Below are 21,641 nucleotides of genomic sequence, written 5' to 3'. Positions count from 1 at the left end.
TCGGGTCCACCGGGCTCGGCACGGCGGGCGGGCAGCGGCTGCCGAGCGCGCCGCGCGAGCGCAGGCCGGCGCTCGCGGCGCTGGCCGTGCTGCTCGTCCTGGGCGGCGCGCTGGCCAGCGCGTACCTGGTGATGGCGAGCGGGCAGCGGGTGTCGGCGATCCGCATCGCGCAGCCGGTCGCGGCCGGGCAGCGCATCCCGATGTCGGCCCTCCAGGAGGTCCAGGTCGGCGACACCGGCATCGAGTACATCGCCTGGTCCGAGCGCGCCAAGGTCGCCCAGACGTACGCGGCCGTGCCGCTCGTCCGCGGCGCCCTCCTCACCAACACCATGGTCAGCCGGACGAACGGCGCCGCGCAGGGACGCATGGTCGTCGGCCTCTCCCTGAAGCCCGGCCAGTTCCCCGCCAAGGGCCTCGAGTCCGGCAAGCACGTCGCCCTGTACGCGGTGAGCGGCGGCAACGGCGGCGGCGCCACGCGCGCGGGCACCGTCCTCGCCCCCGACGCGATCGTCATCGGCGTCTCGGACGGCGGCGGAGGACGGCTCGGCAGCGACGGCCTCAGCCTCGACGTCGCCGTCACCCCGGCGCAGGTCGGACCCGTCACGCAGGCCGCCTCCGGCGGCCTCGTCGCCGTCGCCCTCATCCCGGACGGCACGCAGGCCCAGGCCGCCGGATCGGACGTCCCGCCGTCGCCGAACGGGCTCTCCCCGTCCGACGCCGCGGACTCGCCCCGGGGCAACGCGCCGTCCGGGAACGCGCCGTCCGGCACCACCCCGACGACCCACCCGTCGGAGCGCGGCAAGAAGTCGCCCGGCACGGGCGGGGGCTGACCGTGGCCCTCATCGCGCTCGCCGCCGACAAGGGGGCCCCGGGCGTCACGACGGCCGCGGTGGCGCTCGGCGCGGTCTGGCCGCGCCCGGTGCTGGTGGCCGAGTGCGACCAGGCGGGCGGCGACCTGGTGTACCGGCTGCCCGCCGACCCCGCCACGTCCGACGGGTCCGCCATGCTCAACCCGTCCCGCGGCCTGCTCAGCCTCGCCGCGACCGCCCGCCGCGGCCTGCGCCCCGACCAGATCGCCGAGCACTGCCAGCGCCTCGTCGGCGGACTGGACGTCCTCGTCGGCATCACCAGCGCCGAGCAGGCGCAGGGCATGACCTGGCTGTGGGGACCGCTCTCGCGCGCCTTCCGCGGCCTGGCCCACGAGGGCGGCGGCGTCGACGTCCTCGCCGACTGCGGACGGCTCGGCGCGGGCAGCCCGCTGAACGAGCTGCTCCGCGAGGCCGACATGGTCGTCCTGTTCACCCGCGCCACCCTCGAACAGGTCGCCCACCTGCGGGAACGCGTCACCGCCCTGACCGGCGAACTCCGCGGCGGACCCCCCGTCGGCGTCGTCGTCCTCGCCGACCCGCGCGACTTCCGCGCGTCCGTCGCCGAGGTCGACCGCGTCCTCACCGGCACCCGGCAGCGGATGGAGGCGCGCGGCGGCGTCCCGTCCGCGCCGGTCACCGTCCTCGGCGGGCTCGCCCTCGACCCGAAGGGCGCCGAGCTGCTGTCCGGGCAGTGGGGCGGGCGCCTCGACCGCACGCTGCTCGTCCGCTCCGCCCGCGAGGTCGCGTCCACCCTGGCCGGACGCCTCGACCGCTCCCCGCTCGCCGAGCCGATCCCGGCCGAGGGACGGTTCTGATGGACCACGCGCTCGTCAAGCGGCTGCGCCAGGAGGTCGGCGACCGGCTCGCCCAGCAGCGCCGCCTCGACGCCGCCAACGGCCTCCCCCCGATGTCCGGCGAGGACGAGCGGCAGTTCGCCCGCGCGCTGATCTCCCAGGTCCTCGAGGAGTTCGCGCGCGGCGAGATCACCTCCGGGCGCCGTCCGCCGAACGCCGAAGAGGAGGAGGCGCTCGCCGCGGGCGTCCACGCCGCGCTGTTCGGCGTCGGCCGCCTCCAGCCGCTGCTGGAGGACCCCGAGATCGAGAACATCGACGTCAACGGCTGCGACCGCGTCTTCATCGGCTACGCCGACGGACGCGAGGTCATGGGCGAGCCGGTCGCCGAGACCGACGAGGAACTCGTCGAGCTCATCCAGATCCTCGCCGCCTACTCCGGCCTGTCGTCGCGTCCGTTCGACACCGCCAACCCCCAGCTCGACCTGCGGCTCCCCGACGGCTCCCGGCTCTCCGCCGTGATGGACGTGACCGTCCGGCCCGCCCTGTCGATCCGCCGCGCCCGGCTCGGCAAGGTGTTCCTGTCCGACCTCGTCGGCAACGGGACGATCACCCCCGAGGTCGGCCGGTTCCTGCGCGCGGCCGTCCTGGCCCGCAAGAACATCATGATCGCCGGGGCGACCAACGCCGGGAAGACGACCCTGCTGCGCGCCATCGCCAACGAGATCCCGACGTACGAGCGCCTCATCACCGTCGAGCGCGCCCTCGAACTCGGCCTGGACGCCTTCCCCGAACTCCACCCCAACGCCGTCGCCTTCGAGCAGCGCCTCCCGAACTCCGAGGGCCAGGGCGCGATCTCCATGGCCGAGCTCGTCCGCCGCTCCCTGCGCATGAACCCCTCCCGCGTGATCGTCGGCGAGGTCCTCGGCGACGAGATCGTCACCATGCTGAACGCGATGACGCAGGGCAACGACGGCTCCCTCTCGACGATCCACGCGAACTCCTCCATGGAGGTCTTCAACCGCATCGCGACCTACGCGATCCAGTCCGAGGAACGCCTCCCCGTCGAGGCCACCCACATGCTCATCGCGGGGGCCATCGACTTCGTCGTCTTCATCGAGAAGCACAACGACTACGCGACCGGCGGACGCCTGCGCCGCTACGTCGCGTCCATCCGCGAGGTCACCGGCGTCGACGGCCGCGTCCTGTCGTCCGAGGTCTTCGCCCTCGCCCCGGACGGCCAGGCCCACCCCGCCGCCCCCGTCGCCTGCTCCGCCGAACTCGCCGACCACGGCTACGACCCGACCGTCGGCGGCTGGTGACCATGCGCCATCCCACCGCTCCCGGAGGCCCCTGATGTTCGCCTCGGACGTCCTGCTGGCCATCGTGACCGGCGCCCTCGTCGGCGGCGGGCTGCTGCTGCTCGTCGTGGCGCTGCGCGGCCTCCCGGCCCGTCCCGGCCCGGCCAGACGCAGCCGCGAGGACCTGCTCCGCACCCTCACCACCCGGACGGGCGTCGCCGTGATGAGCGCGCTCGCCGTCCTCGTCGTCACCCGCTGGGTCGTCGCCGCCGGCGGGACCGCCGCCCTCGTCCTCGCCTGGAACGGCCTCGCGGGCGGCGCCGCCGAGGAACGCCGCGCCATGGCCCGCCTCGAGGCCCTCGCCGCCTGGACCGAGTCCCTCCGCGACACCATCGCGGGCGCCGTCGGCCTCGAACAGGCCATCCCCGCGTCCCTGCGCGCCGCGGCCCCGGCCCTCCAGCAGCCCCTCCGCGTCCTCGTCGACCGCCTGCACACCCGCGTCCCGATGCCCGAGGCCCTCCGCCGCTTCGCCGACGACCTGGACGACCCGTCCGCCGACCTCGTCGTCGCCGCCCTCATCCTCAACGCCAAACTCCGCGGCCCCGGCCTCCGCGACATGCTCGGCGCCCTCTCCGCCTCCGCCCGCGCCGAACTCGACATGCGCCGCCGCGTCGAAGCCGACCGAAGGGCCACCCGCCGCAGCGTCCGCATCGTCGTCGCCGTCTCCGTCGGCACCGCCCTCGGGCTGGCGGTTTTTAACCGCTCGTACGTGAAGCCCTACGACGGGTTCCTCGGGCAACTCGTCCTGGTACTGATCATCGCCCTCTACGCCGGAGGCTTTCTGTGGCTCCGGCGCCTGGCCAAGTACGAGCTGCCCGACCGCTTCCTCACCTCGGCCCCGGAGCCCGCGCCGGGAGTGCCACGCGAGAAGCCGTCCACGGTCGCGGAGTGGAACGGCGGCAACCTGCGAGGACGGCACACCATGGACGCCGGAGGTGGTGGCGCGTGACCGGGGCACTGCTCGCCGGAGCGGTCGTCGGGTTCGGCCTCTACCTGCTTTCCCGGGCGCTCTTCCCGTCCCGTCCGGGGCTGGCGTCCCGGCTGGCCTCGCTCGACTCCGCGCGGTTCGACGGCCAGGGGGCGGCGGGTTCCGGACGCCTCTCCCCGACGACGGATCGTGTGGGCGCGCTGCGTGCGCGGCTGGGACGGCAACTCGCGTTGTGGTGTGACGCCCGTGGCTGGCAGCTGCGCTCCATCCGCGCCGACCTGGCCATCACGGGACGGTCGCTGGAGGGCTTCCTCGCGACGAAGGTGTTGCTGCCGACCGCCGCCCTCGTGTTCACCCCGGTGGTCGTGGCGTACTTCGCGTTGCTGGGGGCGGGCGTCTCCTACGCCGTTCCGCTGTGGGTCTGCCTCCTCTTCTCAGCGGCGTTCTTCTTCTTCCCGGACATGCAGCTGAAGCAGGAGGCGGAGTCCCGGCGCCAGGACTTCCGCCACGTCGTGGGCGCGTTCCTGGACCTGGTCTCCATGAACCTCGCGGGTGGACGCGGTGTGCCCGAAGCCCTGATGGCCGCCGCCTCGGTGGGCGACGGCTGGACGATGCTCCGCATCCGGGACGCTTTGTCCAACGCCCGTATCACCGGCCGAACGCCCTGGGAGGCACTGGGCGGTCTCGGGGACGAGATCGGGATCGCCGAACTGCGCGATCTCGCCGGTGCGCTCACCCTCGTCGCGGACGACGGGGCGCAGATCCGCAAGTCCCTGACGGCGCGCGCGGCCTCCATGCGGAGCCGCGAAATGTCGGAGATCGAGGGCAAGGCGGGAGAGCGCTCGCAGTCGATGCTGGTCGCCCAGCTGCTCTTCTGCGCGGCCTTCATGATCTTCCTCATCTACCCGGCGTTGATGCGCATCGTCGTGTCCACGTGACAGTCCCGCTCGAAGGAGTGCACATGTTCCCGCTCAACCCCCTCGCCGACCCCCGCGTGGAGTACCTGCGGCTCATGCTCGCGGTCCGTGTCGACCGGCTGCGGTCGGAGGAGGACCGCAGCGTCGGGGCGTCCGCCATCGAGTGGGCGATCATCACGGCCCTCCTCGCCGCGATCGCCGCCGCGATCGGGCTCATCATCAAGAAGCAGATCCACCAGGCGGCGGACAACATCAAGGTGAACACCCCGCAGGGCTGACGACCCGATGCCTTCCGAACCGTCTTCCGGGAACGCCCGTCGCGTTCGCCGCGGGGGAGTCGCGCGCTCCTCGGGGCGTTCTCGCCGGACGCGCCCGGCCGAGAGAGACCGGGGCGCGTCCGCCATCGAGTGGGCCATGCTCACCCCGATCCTGATCCTCATCATCCTGCTGGTCGTCCAGTTCGCGATGGTCTTCTTCGCCCGGCAGGTGGCCCTCGCCGCCGCCCAGGCGGGGGCCCGGACGGCCCGGACGGAACCCGGCGGCGACTGGAACGGGCTGGCGGTCGAGCGGGCCACCGCCAACGTGGACCAGGTCGGCAAGAACCTGCTGAACCCCGTGACGGTGCAGGCCGGGCAGGAGGGCGACGAGCGATGGGTCGAGGTGCGCGGGACGGCCGTCCGGGTCATCCCGTTCATGACGTTCCACGTGGCGCAGCGGTCGCGCGGACCGATCGAGTGCTTCCGTCCGGACGTCGGTTCGGGCACCGCGTGCCAGGGTGGCACGGGATGAGGCGGTGGCGCCGGGACGACGACGGCTCCATGTCACTGGAGATGGTGTTCGCGACACCGATCGTCGTCGCGTTCCTGCTGCTCCTCGCGGGAGCCGGGCGCATGGTGGACGCCAAGAGCCAGGTGGACGGCGCGGCCCGGGACGCCGCGCGCGCCGCCTCGACGGCTCGCGGGGCCGGCGAGGCCGCGCGCCTGGGCATGGAGGCGGCCCAGGCGGACCTCCAGGGACATCACTGGTGCGCGGGCGGTCCCCAGGTCACCACCGACACCTCCGCGTGGGGCGCGGGGGGCCGGGTGGCCGTCAGCATCACCTGCCACGTCGACCTGTCGGACATGGCGTTCATCGGCCTGCCGGGCACCAAGTCCATCACCGGCAAGGCCGTCGCGCCCATCGACACCTACACCTACCGAGGTGAGGGCACCGTGAACGGACCGGGCGGAGCGGGCGGATGAGCTCCTCGTCCCACTCGAGGCCCGAGGGCCGTGTCCGCCGGTTCGTCCGGCGGCGTATGCCGCGGGGAGAGCGCGATCGCGGCACGATCACCCTGTACATCGTGCTGTTCACACCGATCGTCTTCATGCTGGCGGGCCTCATCGTGGACGGTGGCCTGGCGATCCATGCCCGCCAGCATGCCGCCGACATGGCGGAGCAGGCCGCGCGCGCCGGGGCGAACCAGATCGACACCACCGCGCTCCGGGACAACGGCAAGGTTCGGATCGACACCGGGACGGCGTGCGCGAGCGCCTACTCCCTCCTGGACGACTTCGGCGAGCAGGTGGACGCCCGGAGCTGCGACCCGACGCCGGACGAGGTCCGCGTGTCCGTCGAGATCACCGTCCATCCGCAGCTGCTCGGCATCATCCCCGGCATGGGCTCGTTCCACATGAGGTCGCAGGCGTCGGCCCATCCGGTCACCGCCGACACGCCGCGATAACCCCTCGTCGGATTCCCGCCAGCGCCCCGGACGCCGGCCGCTCATGCTCGGATCATGACGAACGAATCGGACGCCTGGGCCGTGATGCGGAAGTTCTACGAGGCCGAGGCCGCCTATGTGGCGGCGGGCGGCCACGGCAAGGCCGACTTCGCGGGCGTCGCCGCTTGCCTGGATCCGGATGTGGTGCTCTATCAGGCTCCCGGAATGCCCTTCAGCGGCACGGGTGAATGGCGGGGACACGCGGGGATGGAGGGCTTCATGACGGCCTTCGGTGACACATGGGAATCGATGGAGTTCCTGGAGCAGGAGCACTGGGGCGACGCCGACACGGTCGTGGTGAGCAACCGCGTCCGCTTCCGCTCCAAGGCGACCGGACGCGACGTCGAGACCCGGATCGTCCAGCTGATCAAGGTCCGCGACGGCCGCATGCTCGAATGCCGCCCCTTCTACTGGAATCCCGCCGCGATCGGCGAGGCGTGCACTCCGTAACGGGGGCGCACTATCAAATGATTACAAACGTAGTCGCTCACTATGTGAGTGTGGCGTGATGTGGCCAGAGGGGATTTAATTCGCCTCTTGAAAAGAATGTCGGGGTGGCTGATCGTGACGTGAATCGGAGAATGTGCGGCGAAGTGGTGTGATCTTCGTCGGCGGGAAAGGTGAAATGATGGAGCGAGGAATGCGTTTGGTGCGCCTTATGGCGGCCTGCGTTGTCGGGGCCGGGAGTGTGGTCGGTCTGGCGGCCGCGCCCGCCGCGGCCGCGACGTGGACGGTCTCGGGTGGGACGGCGGCCTCCGGGCATGGTCGGACGGACTTCAAGAACACCACTGCCGGCGTGACACTCGCGACCTGCCGGGACTCGTCCTTCACGAGCTCGTTCACGAACGGTGTGGGCCTTCCTGGGGCGGGCATCGGGCAGATGCTCACGTGGAGCTTCCATGAAACGGGACTGCCGGCCGGGTTGTGCACGGCGGGTCCCACCGGCTTCACCGTGTCGGTCGTGGCGATCGGACTGCCGTACGTGTTCAACGCGGTGGGCTACAACGCGATCTCGCAGACCACGACCGGCACGCTCACCGGCCTGCGGTTCTCCCTCAACTCCCCGGCCGACAACTGCGTGGTCACGGTCGGCGGCCCGGGCGGGACGACCGGGACCCTCAACTGGTCCCTTCAGGGGAACCAGCTCACCTTCTCGGGCGGCAATCTCACCGCGTACTCGGTGAGCTCTTCCTGTGACCCGACCGCGATCAATGGGGGAGACAGCATCAGCGCCAACGGGACCTACACGGTCTCGCCGTCGACGCTGAAGATCACCAGCCCCTGATCCTCCAGGGCGTCCATCGCACCGCGTAGTCACTCGACTACCGTTGAGATATGGAGAGTGAGCGGGTCACGCCGGGGCCGTTGATGGAGATGGCGACGGGGTTCTGGGTGACGAGGACGCTGGCGGCGGCCGTCGGGCTGGACCTGTTCACGCGGTTCGGTGTGGAGGGGTGCACTGCGGCCGAGCTGGTGGACGGGCTCGGGATCGCGGAGCGGCCCGCGGAGATGCTGCTCACCGCGTGCGCGTCACTGGGGCTGCTCGACGTGCGTGACGGGCGGTTCGTGAACAGTGCGATGGCGGAGGAGTTCCTCGTCCGCGGACGGCCGTACTACCTCGGCGGATGGGTCGACATGGTCTACCGGCGGCTGTACGGGGGGTCGGGCGAACTCGAACGGGCCATCCGGACGAACCGTCCGACCAGCTGGGATCCCGACCGGGGGGAGACCCTGTTCGACGGCTTCGATCCGCAGATGATGGAGACGTTCTGGGCGGCGATGCACTCGCTGTCGTCGTTCAGCGCGCGGGTGCTCGGCCAGGCCGTCGACCTGGGGGGTGTTCGGCGGCTGCTGGACGTCGGGGGCGGCTCGGGCGCGTACGACATCGAGCTGTGCCGGCGGTATCCGGAGCTCACGGCGACCGTGTTCGACCTGCCGCAGGGGTGCGAGGCCGCCGCGCGCAAGGTCGGAGAGTCGGGGTTCGCGCGGCGGATCGACATCGTGTCCGGGGACTTCCTCGGGGACGATCCGCTCCCGGGCGGCCATGACGCGGCGCTGCTCTCGATGATCCTGCACGACTGGAACGAGGAGCACTGCCTGGACATCCTGCGGAAGGTCCACGAGGCGCTCCCGCCGGGCGGACTGCTCCTGGTCTGCGAGCTGTTCGTGGACGACGACAAGTCCGGCCCCGCGCCGGCCGCGCTGATGAGCCTGAACATGCTGGTCGAGGGCGAAGGACGCAACTACACCGCGGCCGAGTGCGCGGACTGGCTCACCGAGGTCGGGTTCGCGCCCGAGCCGGTCGTCCGGTTCGAGTCTCCGGGGGCGAACGGGGTGCTGGTGGCTAGGCGGCGTTGAGGGGGCGGTCCTCGGTCCAGTCGACGCGCGTGCCGGGACGCGAACAGCCAGCGGCCGTCCTCGAGGATGAACGCCTCCTCGTAGCGGATCGTCATGACGAAGAGCCGGTCGCCGTCCGGTGTCTCGTAGACGTGGGACGCGGTGCAGTAGGTCTCGGCGGTGGCCGTCTCGGTGTCGGTGAGCTGGTTCGTGACGGCGTGACTGGTGACGCGGTACCGGTTCAGGCCGGTCATGGCCTCGGCGATGGCGGCGCGTCCCCGGTAGGCGGTGGACGGCGCGGTGTCGCCGGGGCGGGAGATGAGCAGGACGCCGTCCTCGGTGAACAGTCCGGCGATGGTGTCGGGGCGGCGGCGGTCGCACGCGGCGGCGTAGTGCTCGGCGAGGTCGCGGAAGGCCTGGCGGGTGCGCGGGTCGTCCAAAACGGCTCCTCGGTATGAAGGTGGCTGGCGGGTCCTGCGGGACGTGGGCGGCGCGCCCGAGGGCGCGTCCATGCCGTCCGGTGCCGCGCGCCGGGGTCAGTCGGCCGGGGGTGTCCAGGCGGCGACGAGGGTGGTGAGGCCGGGGAAGCGGGCGTCGAGGTCGTCGGTGCGGACGTGGCTGCGCCGCTCCAGGCCGTACTGGCGCTGCCGGATCACCCCGGCCTCGCGCAGCGCGCGGAAGTGGTGGGTCAGGGACGACTTGGGACGGTCGAACCCGAACCAGCCGCAGGTGTGGTCGAAGTCCTCGCGCTCCAGCAGCAGCCGCTGGACGATCTCCAGCCGCAGCGGGTCGCTCAGCGCGCCGAGGACGGTCTCCAGGCGCAGGTCGTCCGCGTCCGGCTCGGGCAGTGGCGCCGGCGCGTCCACCGGGACGGGGATCTCGCGGATCTCGGGCATCGAACCTCCTTGTACGAGTTTGATCGTACTGCATGCTAAGTTCGAAAAAACTCGTACAAGGAGGACCTTCATGGCCCTGCCCCGATCGTCAGCCGCCGTGCCGACGACGACCGCCGTACCGACGCCCGGCGAGGCGGTGGCGGGGACGCGGTGGATCTGGCTGGCGGCCTGGCCGGTGACGGCGGTGTTCGTCCTGTCGAACGCCGCGACCCCGCTCTACGTGCTCTGGCAGCACCGGATCGGGTTCTCGCGCGGCACCCTCACCGTGGTCTTCGCCTGCTACATCCTCGGGCTGCTCGGGACGCTGCCGATCGCGGGGATCGCGTCCGACCGGCTCGGCCGCAAGCCCGTCCTGCTGCCCGCGCTCGGCGCCGCGCTCGTCGCGTGCGGGCTGTTCGCGACGGCCTCGTCCGTGGCCGCGCTGATGGCGGCGCGGCTGCTCACCGGCATCGCCGTCGGCGCCGCGGTGTCGGCGGGGATGGCCGCCGTCACCGACGTCGCGGGCCCCGGACGCCGCCGCCTCGCCGCGCTGCTCGCGTCGACCGCGATGGTGTTCGGCGCGGGGCTCGGGCCGCTGCTCTCCGGCGTCCTGTCCGAGACGGGCCCGATGTGGACGGTGTTCGCCGTCGAGGCCGTCCTCCTGGCCAGTGCGATCGCGGTCGTCACCCGCATGCCGATCGGACGCCCGCACGACGCGGCAGGGACACGGTGGGTCCGGATCCCGGGTGTTCCGCGGCGGAACCGGCGGGACCTCGTGATGGGGATCGCCGTGTTCGCGCCCGGCATCACGGCGACCTCGTTCGTCCTGTCGCTCGGCCCGTCGCTGCTTTCCGGGATGCTCGGCACCGACAACCGGATCGTCGCGGGCGCGACCGCGTTCGTCATGTTCTCCGCCGCGACCGGCGTGCAGTTCGCCGTGCGCGGACTGGAGCGGACGACGGTCCTGGCGGCCGGGGCCGCGAGCACGCTCGCCGGGATGGGGGCGCTCGTGCTCGCCGTCCAGCTGAGGGAGATCGTGCCGCTGGTCGTGGCGGCCGTCCTCGCCGGGGCGGGGCAGGGGCTCGGGCAGCTCGGCGGGCTGTCGCTGATGAACGCCAACGTTCCGGCGCGGCGTCTCGCCGAGGCCAACGCGGCGCTCAACGTCGGCGGCTACCTGCTCGCCGGGACGCTGCCGGTCGCCGCCGGATACCTCAGCGACCCGCTCGGGCTCGCGACCGGGAGCACGGTGTTCGCCGTGGTCCTGGCGATGCTCGCCGTCCTGGGCGCGGCCACCGTCACGTTCCACGCGCGACGCCGGTGACGCCGTCGCCCAGGCCCCGCCCCGCCCTGCCTGTCAGCGCCCCTCGACGCGCTCGACCTCGACGGCCGCGACGGCCGCGACGGGCGCGGGACGGGCGCGGCGGACGTCGGGAAGCAGCGTGAGCAACCCGAGCACCGCGAGGACGGCGCCGAGCCAGAGCGGCGCGCGCAGTCCGTAGCCGCCGATCAGGGCGCCGCCCACGGACGACCCGACGATGACGCCGCCCGTGATGAACGAGGAGTGGACGGTGTTGACCAGCGGCCCGGTGTTGCCCGCGCGCTGGACGCGCGTCGCCATCGCCGGGTTCATCGTGACGCCGACCAGGCCGATGCCGAGCATGAACGCGACGGCGGCGGCCGGGACGTCCGCGAGCAGGGCGAAGCCGGTCAGGAAGCCGATGTTCAGCAGCAGCCCCGCGAGCTGGACGCTCATCGTGTGCCGGTCGGCGAGCCGTCCGACGATCGTGTTGCCGACGACGGTCGCCGCGCCGTAGGCGACGAGCAGCAGCGGGACGGTCCCGGTCGAGAACCCGGAGACCTCGGTGAGGATCGGGTTGAGGTAGGAGAACGCGGCGAACGTCGCGCCGATGATGAGCGTGCTGGTCGTGAGCGCCAGCCAGAGCCGCGGACGGCCGAACGCCGAGCGGTCGCCGCCGGTCGCCCCGCCGGTCGCGGGGTCCAGGTCGGGGAGTCCCGCGCGGGTGACGGCGGCGGCGAGCAGGGTGAGCGCGCTGATCGTCCAGAACGCGGCGCGCCAGCCGAACCGCTCGCCGACCAGTGTGGACAGCGGCATGCCCAGCAGCGTCCCGACCATGAGCCCGTTCAGGACGACCCCGACGGCCCGTCCGCGCCGCTCGGCCGGGACGAGCCGGACGGCCGTCGTGATCGCCAGTCCGAAGAACGCCTGCGACGCGATGCCCGTGATGATCCGCGCCGCGACCATGACCGGGTAGGACGGCGCGACCGCGGCGAGCACGTTCCCGGCGAGGAACACCGCGAACAGAACCAGCAGCGCGGCGCGCGGACGCAGCCGTCCGGCCAGGAGGACGGCCGGGGGGCCGCCGAACGCCATCGCGGCGGCGAACGCGGTGATGAGGTAGCCGATCCTCGGGACGGTGGTGTGCAGCCCGTCCGCCATCTGGGGCATCAGGCCCGCGACGACGAACTCGCTGCTCACCATGGCGAAGATGCCGAAGGCCAGGAGGGGGACGGCACGGGGCATGGGAGGGGCTCCATTCTGCATCGATCGGTGTAAAACGTGGGCACGCGAAGACCGCCGCGAGAGCGGACCCGGGAAGACCCGGGCGGACGGGATCAGGGGGATCGAGTCAGGCGGACCGGATCAGGCGGACCGGATCAGGTGGACGGGATCAGGTGGACGGGATCAGGCGGATCGGATCAGGCGGATCGAGTCAGGTGGCGAGGACGTCCAGGGCGGTGTCGGCGATCGCGGCCAGGGCGTCGAGCGCCGCGCCGCCCTGCCCGGAGACCCGGATCCCGGCGATGACCGCGTTCAGGTAGCGGGCCAGGTCGGCGGGGTCGCGGGGGGAGGTGACCGAGCCGTCGCGCCGTCCGGCCTCGACGGCGACGCGCAGGGACGCCAGGCGCCGCTCGGTGTCGCGGGCGAGGTGCGCGGCGATCTCGGGATCGCGTCCGGCGAGCTCGACGGTCGTGTTCACCGACAGGCAGCCGGCGCCCCGGCCGTCCCGGAAGCTCGCGCGCTCCTGCTCGACGATCACGGCGAACAGGCGGCGGATTCGGTCGAGCGCCGGGCCGTCCGGCGTGTCGAGGATCTCCAGCTGGCGTTCGGTCATCAGGTCCGTGTACCGGGCCAGCGCGCGCCGGAAGAGCTCGTGCTTGCTGGTGAACGCGTTGTAGACGCTGCTGCGGTCGAGGCCGAGCGCCGCGCACAGGTCCCGGGTGGACGTGGCCTCGTAGCCGTTCTCCCAGAACAGCCGCATCGCGACGTCCAGGGCCCGGTCCTCGTCGAAGGTGCGCGGCCTCGCCATGGGACGGGACTCTAACCGTTTTGCATCGACTGATGCAAAAATAGTCGTCGCGGGATCGTTGTCAGCGCGGGATTGCCAGTTCGGCGCGCCTGTCTACGATGGCCATGCGACCTCAGGACCCGCAGACATCCCGACTTCGAGGGGCGCCATGGCGACGAGACAGGCTGGCGGGCCGGGCCTCGGCCAGGGGCAGCGGCGGCCGGTGCCGCCGCGGCACCGCCGGGGCGCCGGAGACGTGCTCACCGGCGTCGGGGCGCTGGTGGCGCTCGCGGCGCTGCTCATCGGCGTCCCGTACGCCCTGCTGACGCTCTTCGGATCACCCGTCCCGGACCACGTTCCCGCGACGTCCGACCTGACCCAGCGGATCGGGCCGTCCGCCCTCCTCGCCATCCTGGTGGTGCTGGTCTGGCTCGCCTGGCTGCAGCTCGCGGCCTGCGTCGTCGTCGAGGTGTACGCGGGCGTCCGCGGCGTCGGCGTGCCCGTGCGCGTCCCGCTCGCCGGCGGGACGCAGTCGCTCGTCCACCGGCTGGTCGTCGCCGCGCTGCTGCTGTTCACCGCGACCAGCGCGATCATGCCCGCGTTCAGTGGACGCGAGCTCTCCGCCAAGCCGCCCGTGACGACGCAGACCGAGTCCTACCACCGGCTGCCCGCCACCACCGCCGCCCCGGACCGTCCGGCCGCCGCGCCCGCCGCCGCGGCCCCCGACCGCGAGGTCACCGAGACGCTCGCCGGGAACCCCGTGGAGAAGGCCGCCACCACCAAGATCTACCGCGTGCACCCGCCCGCGGGACGGCACCACGAGAGCCTCTGGGAGATCGCCGAGAAGTGCCTCGGCGAGGGCCGCCGCTACAACGAGATCTTCGATCTGAACAAGAACCACGTCCAGCCGGACGGCAGCCGCCTGCACACCGCCGGACTGATCCGTCCCGGCTGGATCCTCGAGATGCCCGCCGACGCCAAGGGCGCGCAGGTCGTCCCCGTCCACGAACTGGGCGACTACTTCCGGCACGGCCACCTCGTCCCGCACGAGCAGCCCAAGCCGGACGCCCCGAAGCCGCCCGTCAAGGCCACCCCGCCCGCCCCCGCGCCGAGCCACCGGCCACCGGCCCACCAACCACCGGCCCACCCCACGCCCACCCCCGGCCACACCACACCGGCCCCGTCCCCGAGCCAGTCCGCACCGGCCCCGTCCAACCCCACCCCGTCCCCGCCGCACCAGACGCCCACACCGCCGCACCACACCCCGGCGCCTCCGCACCACACGCCCGCGCCCTCGCACCCCACACCCGCGCCCAGCCACCCCACGCCCAGCCACCACGCGCCCGCCCAGCCCAAGCCCGCCCCGAGCCACCACGCGCCCGCACCCGCACCGGGCCATCAGCTGCCGAGCCACCAGCCGCAGCCCGCGCCCGCGCCGAGCGAGTCGGCACTGGCGAAGGTCGCGCCGCCCGCGCACCAGCAGACCCCGGCCGAGTCGCCCGGGACGCCGTCGCCGGGCGGCGGCTCCACGGCGGACGGCCACCAGACCCCGGAGGCCGGGGCGGGCGTCCAGGACCAGGGACGGCGCGAGCACGCCGGGCCCGGACGGAACATGTCCTGGCCGCAGGGCATCGCCGCCGCGTCGCTGGTCGCCGCCGGCCTGCTCAGCGCGCTCGGCCGCCGCCGCCGGACGCAGATGTGGCACCGCGCGTTCGGCCAGGTGATCGTCCGCCCCGAGGGGGACGCGGCGGTCGCCGAGCAGGCGCTGCGCGTCGGCGCGGACGACGACGGCGCGCGGCTCCTCGACCTCGGCCTGCGCATGCTCTCCCGGGCGCTCGCCGCCGAAGGGCGCGCGCTGCCGACCGTCTACGCCGTCCACCTCGGGGCCGAGAGCATGGACCTGTGGATCGCGCCCGCCGACCCGGAGGCGCCCGCGCCGTGGCACCCCCACGACGGCGGCCAGGTGTGGCGGCTGCGCGCCGCGGACGTCTCGGACGAGGGCCTCGCGGACGTCCTCGCGCCGTACCCCGGCCTGGTGACGCTCGGCACGAACGAGACCGGGCGCATCCTCGTCGACCTCGAGGCCGCGCACGGCCTCATCGCGATCCGCGGCGACGACGCGAACCGGCGCGCCGCGCTCGCCGCGCTGGCGCTGGAACTGGCGACCAACCGCTGGTCCGACCACATGCGGATCACGCTGGTCGGGTTCGGGCAGGAGCTCGCCGAGGGACTCGCCGACGTCGCGCCGGACCGGGTCCGGGCCGTCCCGACGCTGGTGGAGGCGCTGCCCGAGCTGGAGGCGCGCAGCGCGGAGGTGCGGCAGGCGCTCGCCGCGTCCGGCGTCGGCTCGGTCCTCACCGGACGCGCGAAGGGCGTGTTCGGCGAGGCGTGGATGCCGCACTACCTGATCATGTCGGACGCCCCCAACGAGCAGGAGGCCGACCGGCTGGTCGCGCTCGCCCGCACCGGCACCCGGATGGCCGCGGGCTACCTCGTCGCGGGCGACGTCCAGGGCGCGACCTGGACCTGGGACGTCGACGGCGCCGGACGCCTGCACGCCGGGGTCCTCGGCTTCGAGGTGGACGCGCAGCTCGTCCCCGAGGAGCAGTACCGGGGCGTGTTCGAGCTGTTCCGCACCGCCTCGGACCTGCGGTCGGTGCCGCTGTCCGAGCCGTCCGAGCAGGACGCCGCCGAACCTCCGGCCGAGGGGCGCTCGTCCGTCGACATCCGGCTGCTCGGCCGCGTCGAGGTGGACGCCCCGGGCCCGATGGACGACGCGCGCCGCGACCTGTGCACCGAGGTCCTCGTCTACCTCGCGACGCACCCGAACGGCGTCCACCCGACCGTCCTCGGCGGCGCCGTCTGGCCGCGCGGGGTGAGCCAGGCCGTCCGGGACGCCTCCATCGCGCGCGTCTCCGACTGGGTCGGACGCGACGCGCGCGGCCGCCCGAACCTGTACCACGACGACCGCGGCCGGATCCGGCTCGGCTCGGAGGTCCGCGTCGACTGGTCGGTGTTCCGCTGGCTGATCTGGCGGTCGGCCGCCGAGCCGTCGTCGGAGGCCGCCTACATGGCGTACGCGCTGGACCTCGTCCGGGGGCCGCTCCTCGCCGACCGTCCACGGGGACGCTACGGCTGGCTCGCGACCGAGCCGCTCGAGTACGAGGCCGGGGCGCGCATCGTGGACGTCGCGCACCGCCTGACCGTCCTGCGCCTGGACGGCGGCGACGTGCACGGCGCCCTGAACGCGTCCCGCGCCGGGCTCCGCTTCGCCTCCCGCGACGAGGTCCTGTGGCGCGACCTGCTCCGCGCGACCCGCGCCTCCGGCGACGACGACGCCGTCCAGGCGGTCATCGACGAACTCCGCGCCCACGCGGGCTACGACCAGCTCCAGCCGGAGACCGAGGCCCTGATCGAGGAACTCGTCCCCGCCTGGCGCCGCGTCCCCACCCGCTGACCGACCGCCCCGCCTGGCCCGCGCGGGCGAGGCGGGACGGGCCGCGCGGACGCGGACTGGGTCGTGTGGGGGAGGCGTGAGATCGCCGGTGTCGGCGATGTGGCCGACGGGGTGCGCGGACGAGGATCGACGGCATGAACAAGACACGGCTTCCCTACCTCGCCGCACCCCTGCTGATCTCGGTCTACGGCCTCGTCCGGCTGCTCGACGGACTGGACGGGCGGCACGGCCCGGGCGTGCTCTGGGTGCTCGGGCACCTCGCCTTCCTCGTCTCGATCGTCCTGTTCGTCCCGGTTCTGCGGGGGTTGCGGGAGGCCGCGACGGCGGGAGGCGGTACCGCGAGCCGGGTCGTGGCGACCGGCGCGACCGTGGTCGGGCTCGCGGGAGCGGCCGCGGCGTTCGTGCAGATCGCCATCGACATCTGGGTCGGGGCGACGGCCGCCGACGCCGACGAGATGTCGCGGATGTTCGACCGCGTCCAGTCGGTGCCGGGCGTCCAGGCCATCGTCTACGGCCCGGGGCCCGCGCTCTTCTACCTCGGCCTGCTCGCGCTGCTGGTCGGCTGCGCGGTCGCCCGCGCGATCCCCGTGTGGACGCCCGCGGTCGCGCTGGCCGGGGTCGTCGCGTCGCTCGCGTCCCTGGACCTGCTGCCGCTGACCGGCGCGCTCGTGCTCGTCCCGCTGCTGCCGCTGTGGCACGCGGGCTTCCGGGCGGACGCCGGGGCGCTCCCGGCGCGCGGCCGGGCATGACAGGATGCGCAAGGTGTCCGATATTCCGGGTGTCGCGCGGCTCCGCCGCTGGTCAGAGACGTGGGCGTCGGACGCCGTCCTCGCCTCGGCGGTCCTGCTCGCGCAGGTCTGGCCGCTGCTGACCGTCCCGCGTGAGGGCGGCGGGCACTGGAACTGGTGGGGGTACGCCGCCGTCGCCCTCTCGGCGCTGCCGCTGGCGTTCCGCCGCCGCGCGCCGGTGCTCGCCCTGCTCCTCTCGTCCGGGTTCGGCTCGACGTACGACATGGTGTCGCCGCTGGCCGCGCAGCCCCTCTGGTACGGCCCGATCCTCGCCAACTACACGCTCGGGTCGCGCTCCGGCCGGACGGCGCGGACCGCGGTCATCGCCCTGCAGATCGTCATGACCGTGGCGCTCCGGCCGTCGCCCGACACGATGTTCCGGGGCGTCTTCGTGTGCGTCACCGCCTACGCGATCGGACGCGCCGTGGCCCTCGGGCGAGCCCACGCCGCGGCCCTGGAGGACCGCGCCGCCCGCGCCGAGAACGAACGCCGCCTGGAGGCCGCCCGAGCCGAGGCCGAATCCGAACGCGCGGCCGCGGAATCCGAACGCGCCACGGCCGAATCCGAACGCGCGGAGGCGGAGTCGAGGCGGGCGGCGGCGGAGGCCGAGCGGGCGGTGGCCCAGGCGGAGCGGGCGGCCGCGGCGGAGCGGGCGCGGATCGCGCGGGACATGCACGACATCCTGGCGCACGCGGTCAGCCTGATGGTCGTCCAGGCCGAGTCGGGGCCGCTGCTGGTGGCGTCCGACCCGGCGCGGGCCGCGGCGACGTTCGACGCGGTCGCCGAGACCGGACGGGACGCGATGGCGCAGCTCAGGCGCGTCCTCGCCCTGCTCAAGGACGGCGAGGACGCCTCCCGCTCCCCGCAGCCCACCCTCGCCGACCTCCCCGAGCTCGCCGGACGCGTCGCCGGGGCCGGGCTCGCCGTCGACCACCGCGTCCTCGGCGAGCCGCGCCCGCTGCCGGCCGACGTCGAACTCGCCGCCTACCGGATCGCGCAGGAGGCCCTCACCAACACCGTCAAACACTCCCGCGCCGAACACGTCGAACTCATCCTGAACTGGCGGTCCGACGCCCTGGAGCTGACCGTCCGCGACGACGGGAACGGGACCCGCGAGCCCGGCGGCCGGGCGCCGCTCCCGTCCGGCGGGAACGGCCTGATCGGGATCCGGGAGCGCGCCGCGGCCTGCGGCGGGACGGCCGAGACGGGCCCGCGCGACGACGGCCGTCCCGGATTCGCCGTCCGCGCCGTCCTTCCGGTGACCCCGGCCGCCGCGCGAACCCCGGTGTCCGCCAAGATCTCCGCATGACGCTGCGCGTGGTGGTCGCCGACGACCAGGAACTCGTCCGGGCCGGGTTCGCGCTGATCCTCTCGACCCAGCCGGACATCGAGGTGGTCGCCGAGGCCGGGGACGGGTTCCAGGCGGTCGCCGCCGTCCGCGAGCACGCCCCGGACGTCGCGCTGCTCGACATCCGGATGCCCGGCATGGACGGCATCGAGGCGGCGCGCACGGTGTGCGCCGAGTCGGACTGCCGCGTCGTCATGCTCACCACGTTCGACCAGGACGACTACGTGTTCGCCGCGCTCCGCGCCGGGGCGAGCGGGTTCCTGCTCAAGGACGTCCGCCGCGACGACCTCGTGCACGCCGTCCGGGTGGTCGCGGCGGGCGAGTCGCTGCTCGCGCCGTCGGTGACCCGGCGGCTGATCTCCGAGTTCACCTCCGGGACGGTCGTCCGCGTGCCGTCGGACGAGCGGCTCGCCGTCCTGACGGCGCGCGAGCGCGAGACGCTGCGCCTGCTCGGCCGCGGCCTGTCCAACCCGGAGATCGCCGCAGCCCTCGTGGTCAGCGAGCACACGGTGAAGACGCACGTCAGCAACGTGCTGAGCAAGCTGGGACTGCGCGACCGCGCGCAGGCCGTGATCGCCGCCTACGAGACGGGCCTCGCCGTCCCCGGCGAGGGCTCCTAGCCGCCGTGATCGCCAACGTACCTGCGGAAACAGGGCGAACCGCCGTGAGGCGGGTCAGCGGTAGATGCCGGGGCCGCCGAGCGCGCGCCGTCCGGGCTGCGGGAACGGCAGCGGCGCCGCCGGACGCCCCTCGAGGTGGACGGACCGCTCCGGGACGCCGGTGCGCGTGTCGAGCGCGAGCAGCGTCCCGCCGGACGGGCGGGTCAGCCACAGCGTCCGCCCGTCGACCGACACCCCGCCCTCCGCGAGCGGCCCGGCGCCCGGCACCCGCCAGTGCGCCGTGACCTGCCGCGACGCCACGTCCAGCACGGTCACCTCGGACGGCCCCGCGACGTACAGCGACCGCGCGTCGCGGCTCAGGACCAGCGCCGACGCCCCCGGCGCCGTCCGGACGAACCGGGCGTTCCGGAGGTCGCGCGCGTCCAGCAGCCACACGCCGCCCGCGCCCGCGTCGGCCACGGCGAACTCCGCGCCGTCCGGGAGCAGCCGGATCGCGGACGGCCGCGCCCCCGCGGGCAGCGCCCGGGTCGCGTCGACCAGCCCGTGCCGCGGGTCCAGCAGGACGAGCCGCCGCTCCTCCGCGCACGCCACGGCCAGCCGGGACGCGTCGGCCGAGAAGTCCGCCGACCCGCCCGCGCAGGGCAGCGGGATCGCCGTCCAGGCGTCCGACGCCGGCGACCTGACGTCCACCTGCCGCTTCTGCGCGGACACCACCAGCGCGGCCTCGGTGTCCGGCGCGAAGTACAGCGTCCCCGGGACGGGCAACCGCTGCGTGGACGTCCCCACCCGCGTGACCAGCGGCGACGCACTGCCGGGCACGCCGGACAAGGAGCCGCTCACATAACTCACGTCCGTGCCCAGGAGCCCGCCGAGCACACCGCCCTGCCCGCGCCCGCCACCGCCACCGGCCCCACGCCCGCCGCCACTGCCACCGGTCCCGCGCCCGTCGCCACCGGCTCCGCGCCCCGGCTCACGCTCGACTCCGCCGTCCGGGGTCGGGGCGCGCCTGGTCGGACGCGGCCCGCCCCAGTCCGGGCCGCGCGTTCCCGAACGCTGCCGCGTGACGCGCGGCCTCACCCCACGCGGCCGCGCCCCGGCCCCCCGCTCGTCCACATCCGGACGCGCCCTGCCCGTCCAACCGCCCGTCCAGCCGCCCGTCCAGCGCGGGTGCGGAACGACCGGACCGCGCATGGTCCCGGTCGGCGCGGTGGCCGGTTCAGGCGACTTCGTCTCCTTCGGCGAGGGCGTCGGACTGGGCGACGGCAGGGTCGGGACGCTCCGAACCCGCCCCTCCCCGGCCTCCGGCAGCGTGACGACCGCGCCGTGCGTCGTGTCGTTCAACCAGAGTTCGCGCAGGTCAGGCGCCACCGTGAGCTGGACGGGCCCAGGCGGGGAAGGACGCAGCCGCCCGACCGGACGCAGCGTCCCCGCGTCCAGAACGGTGACGCCGCCGGTGAGCGAGTCCGGGACGTACAGGCGTTGCGGCAGGTGGCGCAGCGACTCGGCCAGCGCGGACGCCCCGGTCGTCGCCGCGTACACACCCGCCGCGTCCCGCCGGACCGCGCCCGCGAGATAGGGAGCGGGCGCGCCGAGCACGACGACCGGGGCACCGGGCGGCCCGTGCCCGGGACGGTAGAACGTCACCGGTCCGCCACATCCCGCCCCCAGAGCCGCCACCGTCACCAGCAGCGCCGTCCCCCCGCGCAGGCGCGCAGAGGTCACGGCGTGCGCGGTGGACATGGCGTGCGCGGTGGACACGGCACGCATGAGGGACATGGCGCGCACGAGGGACATGGCGCGAGTTGGGGACATGGCGCGCGCGGCGGACGCGGAGCGCGACGGCATGGTCACGGCCCGGACACTACCCTGCGTGCGCGCCCGATGTCCGAGTGATCAGCGAACGCGGGTCAGTCGGAGGTGCCGATGCCGATGCCGAACTCGCGGTACACCCGCTCCCAGAAGCCGTCCCGCAGCCAGGTGCGGGCCTCCTGGTAGGGGCGCAGCGACCCGCCGAGCTCCTTCTCGGCCTCGATCAGGAGCTCCTTGTCGATGACCGGCGGCAGGATCGGGCCGGGCAGCAGGTCGCGGATGTTGTCCCGGCCCCGCTCGAAGATCCACTTCTGGGCGACGTGCTCGCCGATCTCCAGCATGTGCGCGCGGTCCGGGCCGAGCTTGCCCTCGGACAGGGACGCGGCGGCGGCGTTCAGCGCGGCGGCGACGGTGGCCGGGGTCGGCGCCGGGGCGGTGTGGTTGGCGCGTCCGGCGGCGGGGGCGGCGGCC

General features: G+C 74.0%; 22 protein-coding genes and 1 pseudogene. 17 read left to right on the top strand and 6 right to left on the bottom strand.

Features of this window, described 5'->3' with window-relative positions:
- From EBO15_RS44680 to EBO15_RS37140, 12 genes are all read left to right on the top strand, one after another.
- On the top strand, window positions 1–830 hold an 830-nt coding region (locus EBO15_RS44680), incomplete at its 5' end, for a hypothetical protein (RefSeq protein ID WP_122199173.1).
- Between the two features lie 2 nt (window positions 831–832).
- Window positions 833–1,684: a hypothetical protein gene (locus tag EBO15_RS37190; RefSeq protein WP_122199172.1), complete on the top strand. Its 852-nt coding sequence runs from the start codon at window positions 833–835 to the stop codon at window positions 1,682–1,684.
- On the top strand, window positions 1,684–2,982 hold the full coding sequence (locus EBO15_RS37185) for a CpaF family protein (RefSeq protein ID WP_122199171.1): 1,299 nt from the start codon (window positions 1,684–1,686) through the stop codon (window positions 2,980–2,982). The genes EBO15_RS37190 and EBO15_RS37185 overlap by 1 nt, the downstream gene beginning before the upstream one ends.
- Window positions 2,983–3,016: 34 nt before the next feature.
- Window positions 3,017–3,970 carry a type II secretion system F family protein gene (locus EBO15_RS37180; protein WP_122199170.1) on the top strand — a complete coding sequence of 318 codons (954 nt, stop codon included), beginning with the start codon at window positions 3,017–3,019 and terminating at the stop codon, window positions 3,968–3,970.
- Window positions 3,967–4,887 carry a type II secretion system F family protein gene (locus tag EBO15_RS37175; protein ID WP_122199169.1) on the top strand — a complete coding sequence of 307 codons (921 nt, stop codon included), beginning with the start codon at window positions 3,967–3,969 and terminating at the stop codon, window positions 4,885–4,887. The genes EBO15_RS37180 and EBO15_RS37175 overlap by 4 nt, the downstream gene beginning before the upstream one ends.
- A gap of 23 nt (window positions 4,888–4,910) precedes the next feature.
- Window positions 4,911–5,144: a hypothetical protein gene (locus EBO15_RS37170; protein WP_122199168.1), complete on the top strand. Its 234-nt coding sequence runs from the start codon at window positions 4,911–4,913 to the stop codon at window positions 5,142–5,144.
- Between the two features lie 124 nt (window positions 5,145–5,268).
- Window positions 5,269–5,655: a TadE/TadG family type IV pilus assembly protein gene (locus tag EBO15_RS37165; RefSeq protein WP_378236935.1), complete on the top strand. Its 387-nt coding sequence runs from the start codon at window positions 5,269–5,271 to the stop codon at window positions 5,653–5,655.
- Window positions 5,652–6,107: a TadE/TadG family type IV pilus assembly protein gene (locus EBO15_RS37160; RefSeq protein ID WP_233616710.1), complete on the top strand. Its 456-nt coding sequence runs from the start codon at window positions 5,652–5,654 to the stop codon at window positions 6,105–6,107. Before EBO15_RS37165 ends, EBO15_RS37160 begins: the two co-directional genes overlap by 4 nt.
- Window positions 6,104–6,589, top strand: coding sequence for a TadE/TadG family type IV pilus assembly protein (locus EBO15_RS37155; RefSeq protein ID WP_233616709.1), 486 nt, complete (start codon window positions 6,104–6,106; stop codon window positions 6,587–6,589). Before EBO15_RS37160 ends, EBO15_RS37155 begins: the two co-directional genes overlap by 4 nt.
- Before the next feature lie 54 nt (window positions 6,590–6,643).
- Window positions 6,644–7,078, top strand: a complete 435-nt coding sequence (locus tag EBO15_RS37150) for a nuclear transport factor 2 family protein (protein WP_122199165.1) — start codon at window positions 6,644–6,646, stop codon at window positions 7,076–7,078.
- Between the two features lie 208 nt (window positions 7,079–7,286).
- Complete coding sequence (locus EBO15_RS37145) at window positions 7,287–7,913, top strand: hypothetical protein (protein WP_122199164.1); 627 nt, start codon at window positions 7,287–7,289, stop codon at window positions 7,911–7,913.
- A 50-nt stretch (window positions 7,914–7,963) separates the two neighbouring features.
- A complete protein-coding gene (locus tag EBO15_RS37140; protein ID WP_122199163.1) occupies window positions 7,964–8,986 on the top strand; it encodes a methyltransferase in 1,023 nt (340 codons plus the stop codon).
- Here EBO15_RS37140 and EBO15_RS37135 read toward each other — a convergent pair.
- Together EBO15_RS37135 and EBO15_RS37130 are read right to left on the bottom strand one after the other, a co-directional pair.
- Window positions 8,872–9,405 (bottom strand): nuclear transport factor 2 family protein, encoded by a 534-nt coding sequence (locus EBO15_RS37135; RefSeq protein WP_158628467.1) that lies wholly within the window; start codon window positions 9,403–9,405, stop codon window positions 8,872–8,874. The genes EBO15_RS37140 and EBO15_RS37135 overlap by 115 nt on opposite strands.
- 96 nt (window positions 9,406–9,501) lie before the next feature.
- Window positions 9,502–9,861, bottom strand: coding sequence for an ArsR/SmtB family transcription factor (locus EBO15_RS37130; RefSeq protein WP_122199161.1), 360 nt, complete (start codon window positions 9,859–9,861; stop codon window positions 9,502–9,504).
- A 70-nt stretch (window positions 9,862–9,931) separates the two neighbouring features.
- Here EBO15_RS37130 and EBO15_RS37125 point away from each other — a divergent pair, with 70 nt between their 5' ends.
- The gene (locus tag EBO15_RS37125; protein ID WP_122199160.1) at window positions 9,932–11,161 is read left to right on the top strand and encodes an MFS transporter; all 1,230 of its coding nucleotides are present in this window, start codon (window positions 9,932–9,934) and stop codon (window positions 11,159–11,161) included.
- A 33-nt stretch (window positions 11,162–11,194) separates the two neighbouring features.
- Here EBO15_RS37125 and EBO15_RS37120 read toward each other — a convergent pair whose 3' ends face one another.
- Together EBO15_RS37120 and EBO15_RS37115 are read right to left on the bottom strand one after the other, a co-directional pair.
- The gene (locus tag EBO15_RS37120; RefSeq protein ID WP_122199159.1) at window positions 11,195–12,382 is read right to left on the bottom strand and encodes an MFS transporter; all 1,188 of its coding nucleotides are present in this window, start codon (window positions 12,380–12,382) and stop codon (window positions 11,195–11,197) included.
- Window positions 12,383–12,572: 190 nt separating this feature from the next.
- A complete protein-coding gene (locus EBO15_RS37115; protein ID WP_122199158.1) occupies window positions 12,573–13,169 on the bottom strand; it encodes a TetR/AcrR family transcriptional regulator in 597 nt (198 codons plus the stop codon).
- A 148-nt stretch (window positions 13,170–13,317) separates the two neighbouring features.
- Here EBO15_RS37115 and EBO15_RS46945 point away from each other — a divergent pair, with 148 nt between their 5' ends.
- The 4 genes from EBO15_RS46945 (at window position 13,318) to EBO15_RS37095 (ending at window position 19,361) form a co-directional block, all read left to right on the top strand.
- A complete protein-coding gene (locus EBO15_RS46945) occupies window positions 13,318–16,605 on the top strand; it encodes a hypothetical protein (RefSeq protein WP_267898456.1) in 3,288 nt (1,095 codons plus the stop codon).
- 134 nt (window positions 16,606–16,739) lie between these two features.
- Entirely contained in the window at window positions 16,740–17,354 is a 615-nt protein-coding gene (locus tag EBO15_RS37105) for a hypothetical protein (protein WP_122199156.1), read from the top strand.
- A 13-nt stretch (window positions 17,355–17,367) separates the two neighbouring features.
- Window positions 17,368–18,702, top strand: coding sequence for a sensor histidine kinase (locus tag EBO15_RS37100; protein WP_199745059.1), 1,335 nt, complete (start codon window positions 17,368–17,370; stop codon window positions 18,700–18,702).
- Complete coding sequence (locus EBO15_RS37095) at window positions 18,699–19,361, top strand: response regulator (RefSeq protein WP_122199155.1); 663 nt, start codon at window positions 18,699–18,701, stop codon at window positions 19,359–19,361. Before EBO15_RS37100 ends, EBO15_RS37095 begins: the two co-directional genes overlap by 4 nt.
- A 54-nt stretch (window positions 19,362–19,415) precedes the next feature.
- On the opposite strand, the gene EBO15_RS44675 is transcribed toward EBO15_RS37095, so the two are convergent.
- Together EBO15_RS44675 and EBO15_RS37080 are read right to left on the bottom strand one after the other, a co-directional pair.
- Window positions 19,416–21,212 carry a YncE family protein gene (locus tag EBO15_RS44675; protein WP_158628466.1) on the bottom strand — a complete coding sequence of 599 codons (1,797 nt, stop codon included), beginning with the start codon at window positions 21,210–21,212 and terminating at the stop codon, window positions 19,416–19,418.
- 56 nt (window positions 21,213–21,268) lie between these two features.
- Window positions 21,269–21,641: pseudogene (locus EBO15_RS37080) on the bottom strand (NYN domain-containing protein); the annotation flags it as partial.

The organism is Actinomadura harenae (assembly GCF_003696215.1).
GTDB classification, from domain to species: Bacteria; Actinomycetota; Actinomycetes; order Streptosporangiales; family Streptosporangiaceae; genus Spirillospora; species Spirillospora harenae.
This window is presented reverse-complemented; position numbering and strand designations above follow the sequence as displayed.

What these genes read in the sequence shown, in the direction of transcription:
- EBO15_RS37145 (WP_122199164.1), top strand. Translation starts at nt 7,287, where the DNA reads ATGGCGGCCTGCGTTGTCGGGGCCGGGAGTGTGGTCGGTCTGGCGGCC.
- EBO15_RS37125 (WP_122199160.1), top strand. Translation starts at nt 9,932, where the DNA reads ATGGCCCTGCCCCGATCGTCAGCCGCCGTGCCGACGACGACCGCCGTA.
- EBO15_RS37170 (WP_122199168.1), top strand. Translation starts at nt 4,911, where the DNA reads ATGTTCCCGCTCAACCCCCTCGCCGACCCCCGCGTGGAGTACCTGCGG.
- EBO15_RS37130 (WP_122199161.1), bottom strand. Translation starts at nt 9,861, where the DNA reads ATGCCCGAGATCCGCGAGATCCCCGTCCCGGTGGACGCGCCGGCGCCA.
- EBO15_RS37180 (WP_122199170.1), top strand. Translation starts at nt 3,017, where the DNA reads ATGTTCGCCTCGGACGTCCTGCTGGCCATCGTGACCGGCGCCCTCGTC.
- EBO15_RS46945 (WP_267898456.1), top strand. Translation starts at nt 13,318, where the DNA reads ATGGCGACGAGACAGGCTGGCGGGCCGGGCCTCGGCCAGGGGCAGCGG.
- EBO15_RS37105 (WP_122199156.1), top strand. Translation starts at nt 16,740, where the DNA reads ATGAACAAGACACGGCTTCCCTACCTCGCCGCACCCCTGCTGATCTCG.
- EBO15_RS37095 (WP_122199155.1), top strand. Translation starts at nt 18,699, where the DNA reads ATGACGCTGCGCGTGGTGGTCGCCGACGACCAGGAACTCGTCCGGGCC.
- EBO15_RS37185 (WP_122199171.1), top strand. Translation starts at nt 1,684, where the DNA reads ATGGACCACGCGCTCGTCAAGCGGCTGCGCCAGGAGGTCGGCGACCGG.
- EBO15_RS37115 (WP_122199158.1), bottom strand. Translation starts at nt 13,169, where the DNA reads ATGGCGAGGCCGCGCACCTTCGACGAGGACCGGGCCCTGGACGTCGCG.
- EBO15_RS37120 (WP_122199159.1), bottom strand. Translation starts at nt 12,382, where the DNA reads ATGCCCCGTGCCGTCCCCCTCCTGGCCTTCGGCATCTTCGCCATGGTG.
- EBO15_RS37140 (WP_122199163.1), top strand. Translation starts at nt 7,964, where the DNA reads ATGGAGAGTGAGCGGGTCACGCCGGGGCCGTTGATGGAGATGGCGACG.
- EBO15_RS37150 (WP_122199165.1), top strand. Translation starts at nt 6,644, where the DNA reads ATGACGAACGAATCGGACGCCTGGGCCGTGATGCGGAAGTTCTACGAG.
- EBO15_RS37155 (WP_233616709.1), top strand. Translation starts at nt 6,104, where the DNA reads ATGAGCTCCTCGTCCCACTCGAGGCCCGAGGGCCGTGTCCGCCGGTTC.
- EBO15_RS37160 (WP_233616710.1), top strand. Translation starts at nt 5,652, where the DNA reads ATGAGGCGGTGGCGCCGGGACGACGACGGCTCCATGTCACTGGAGATG.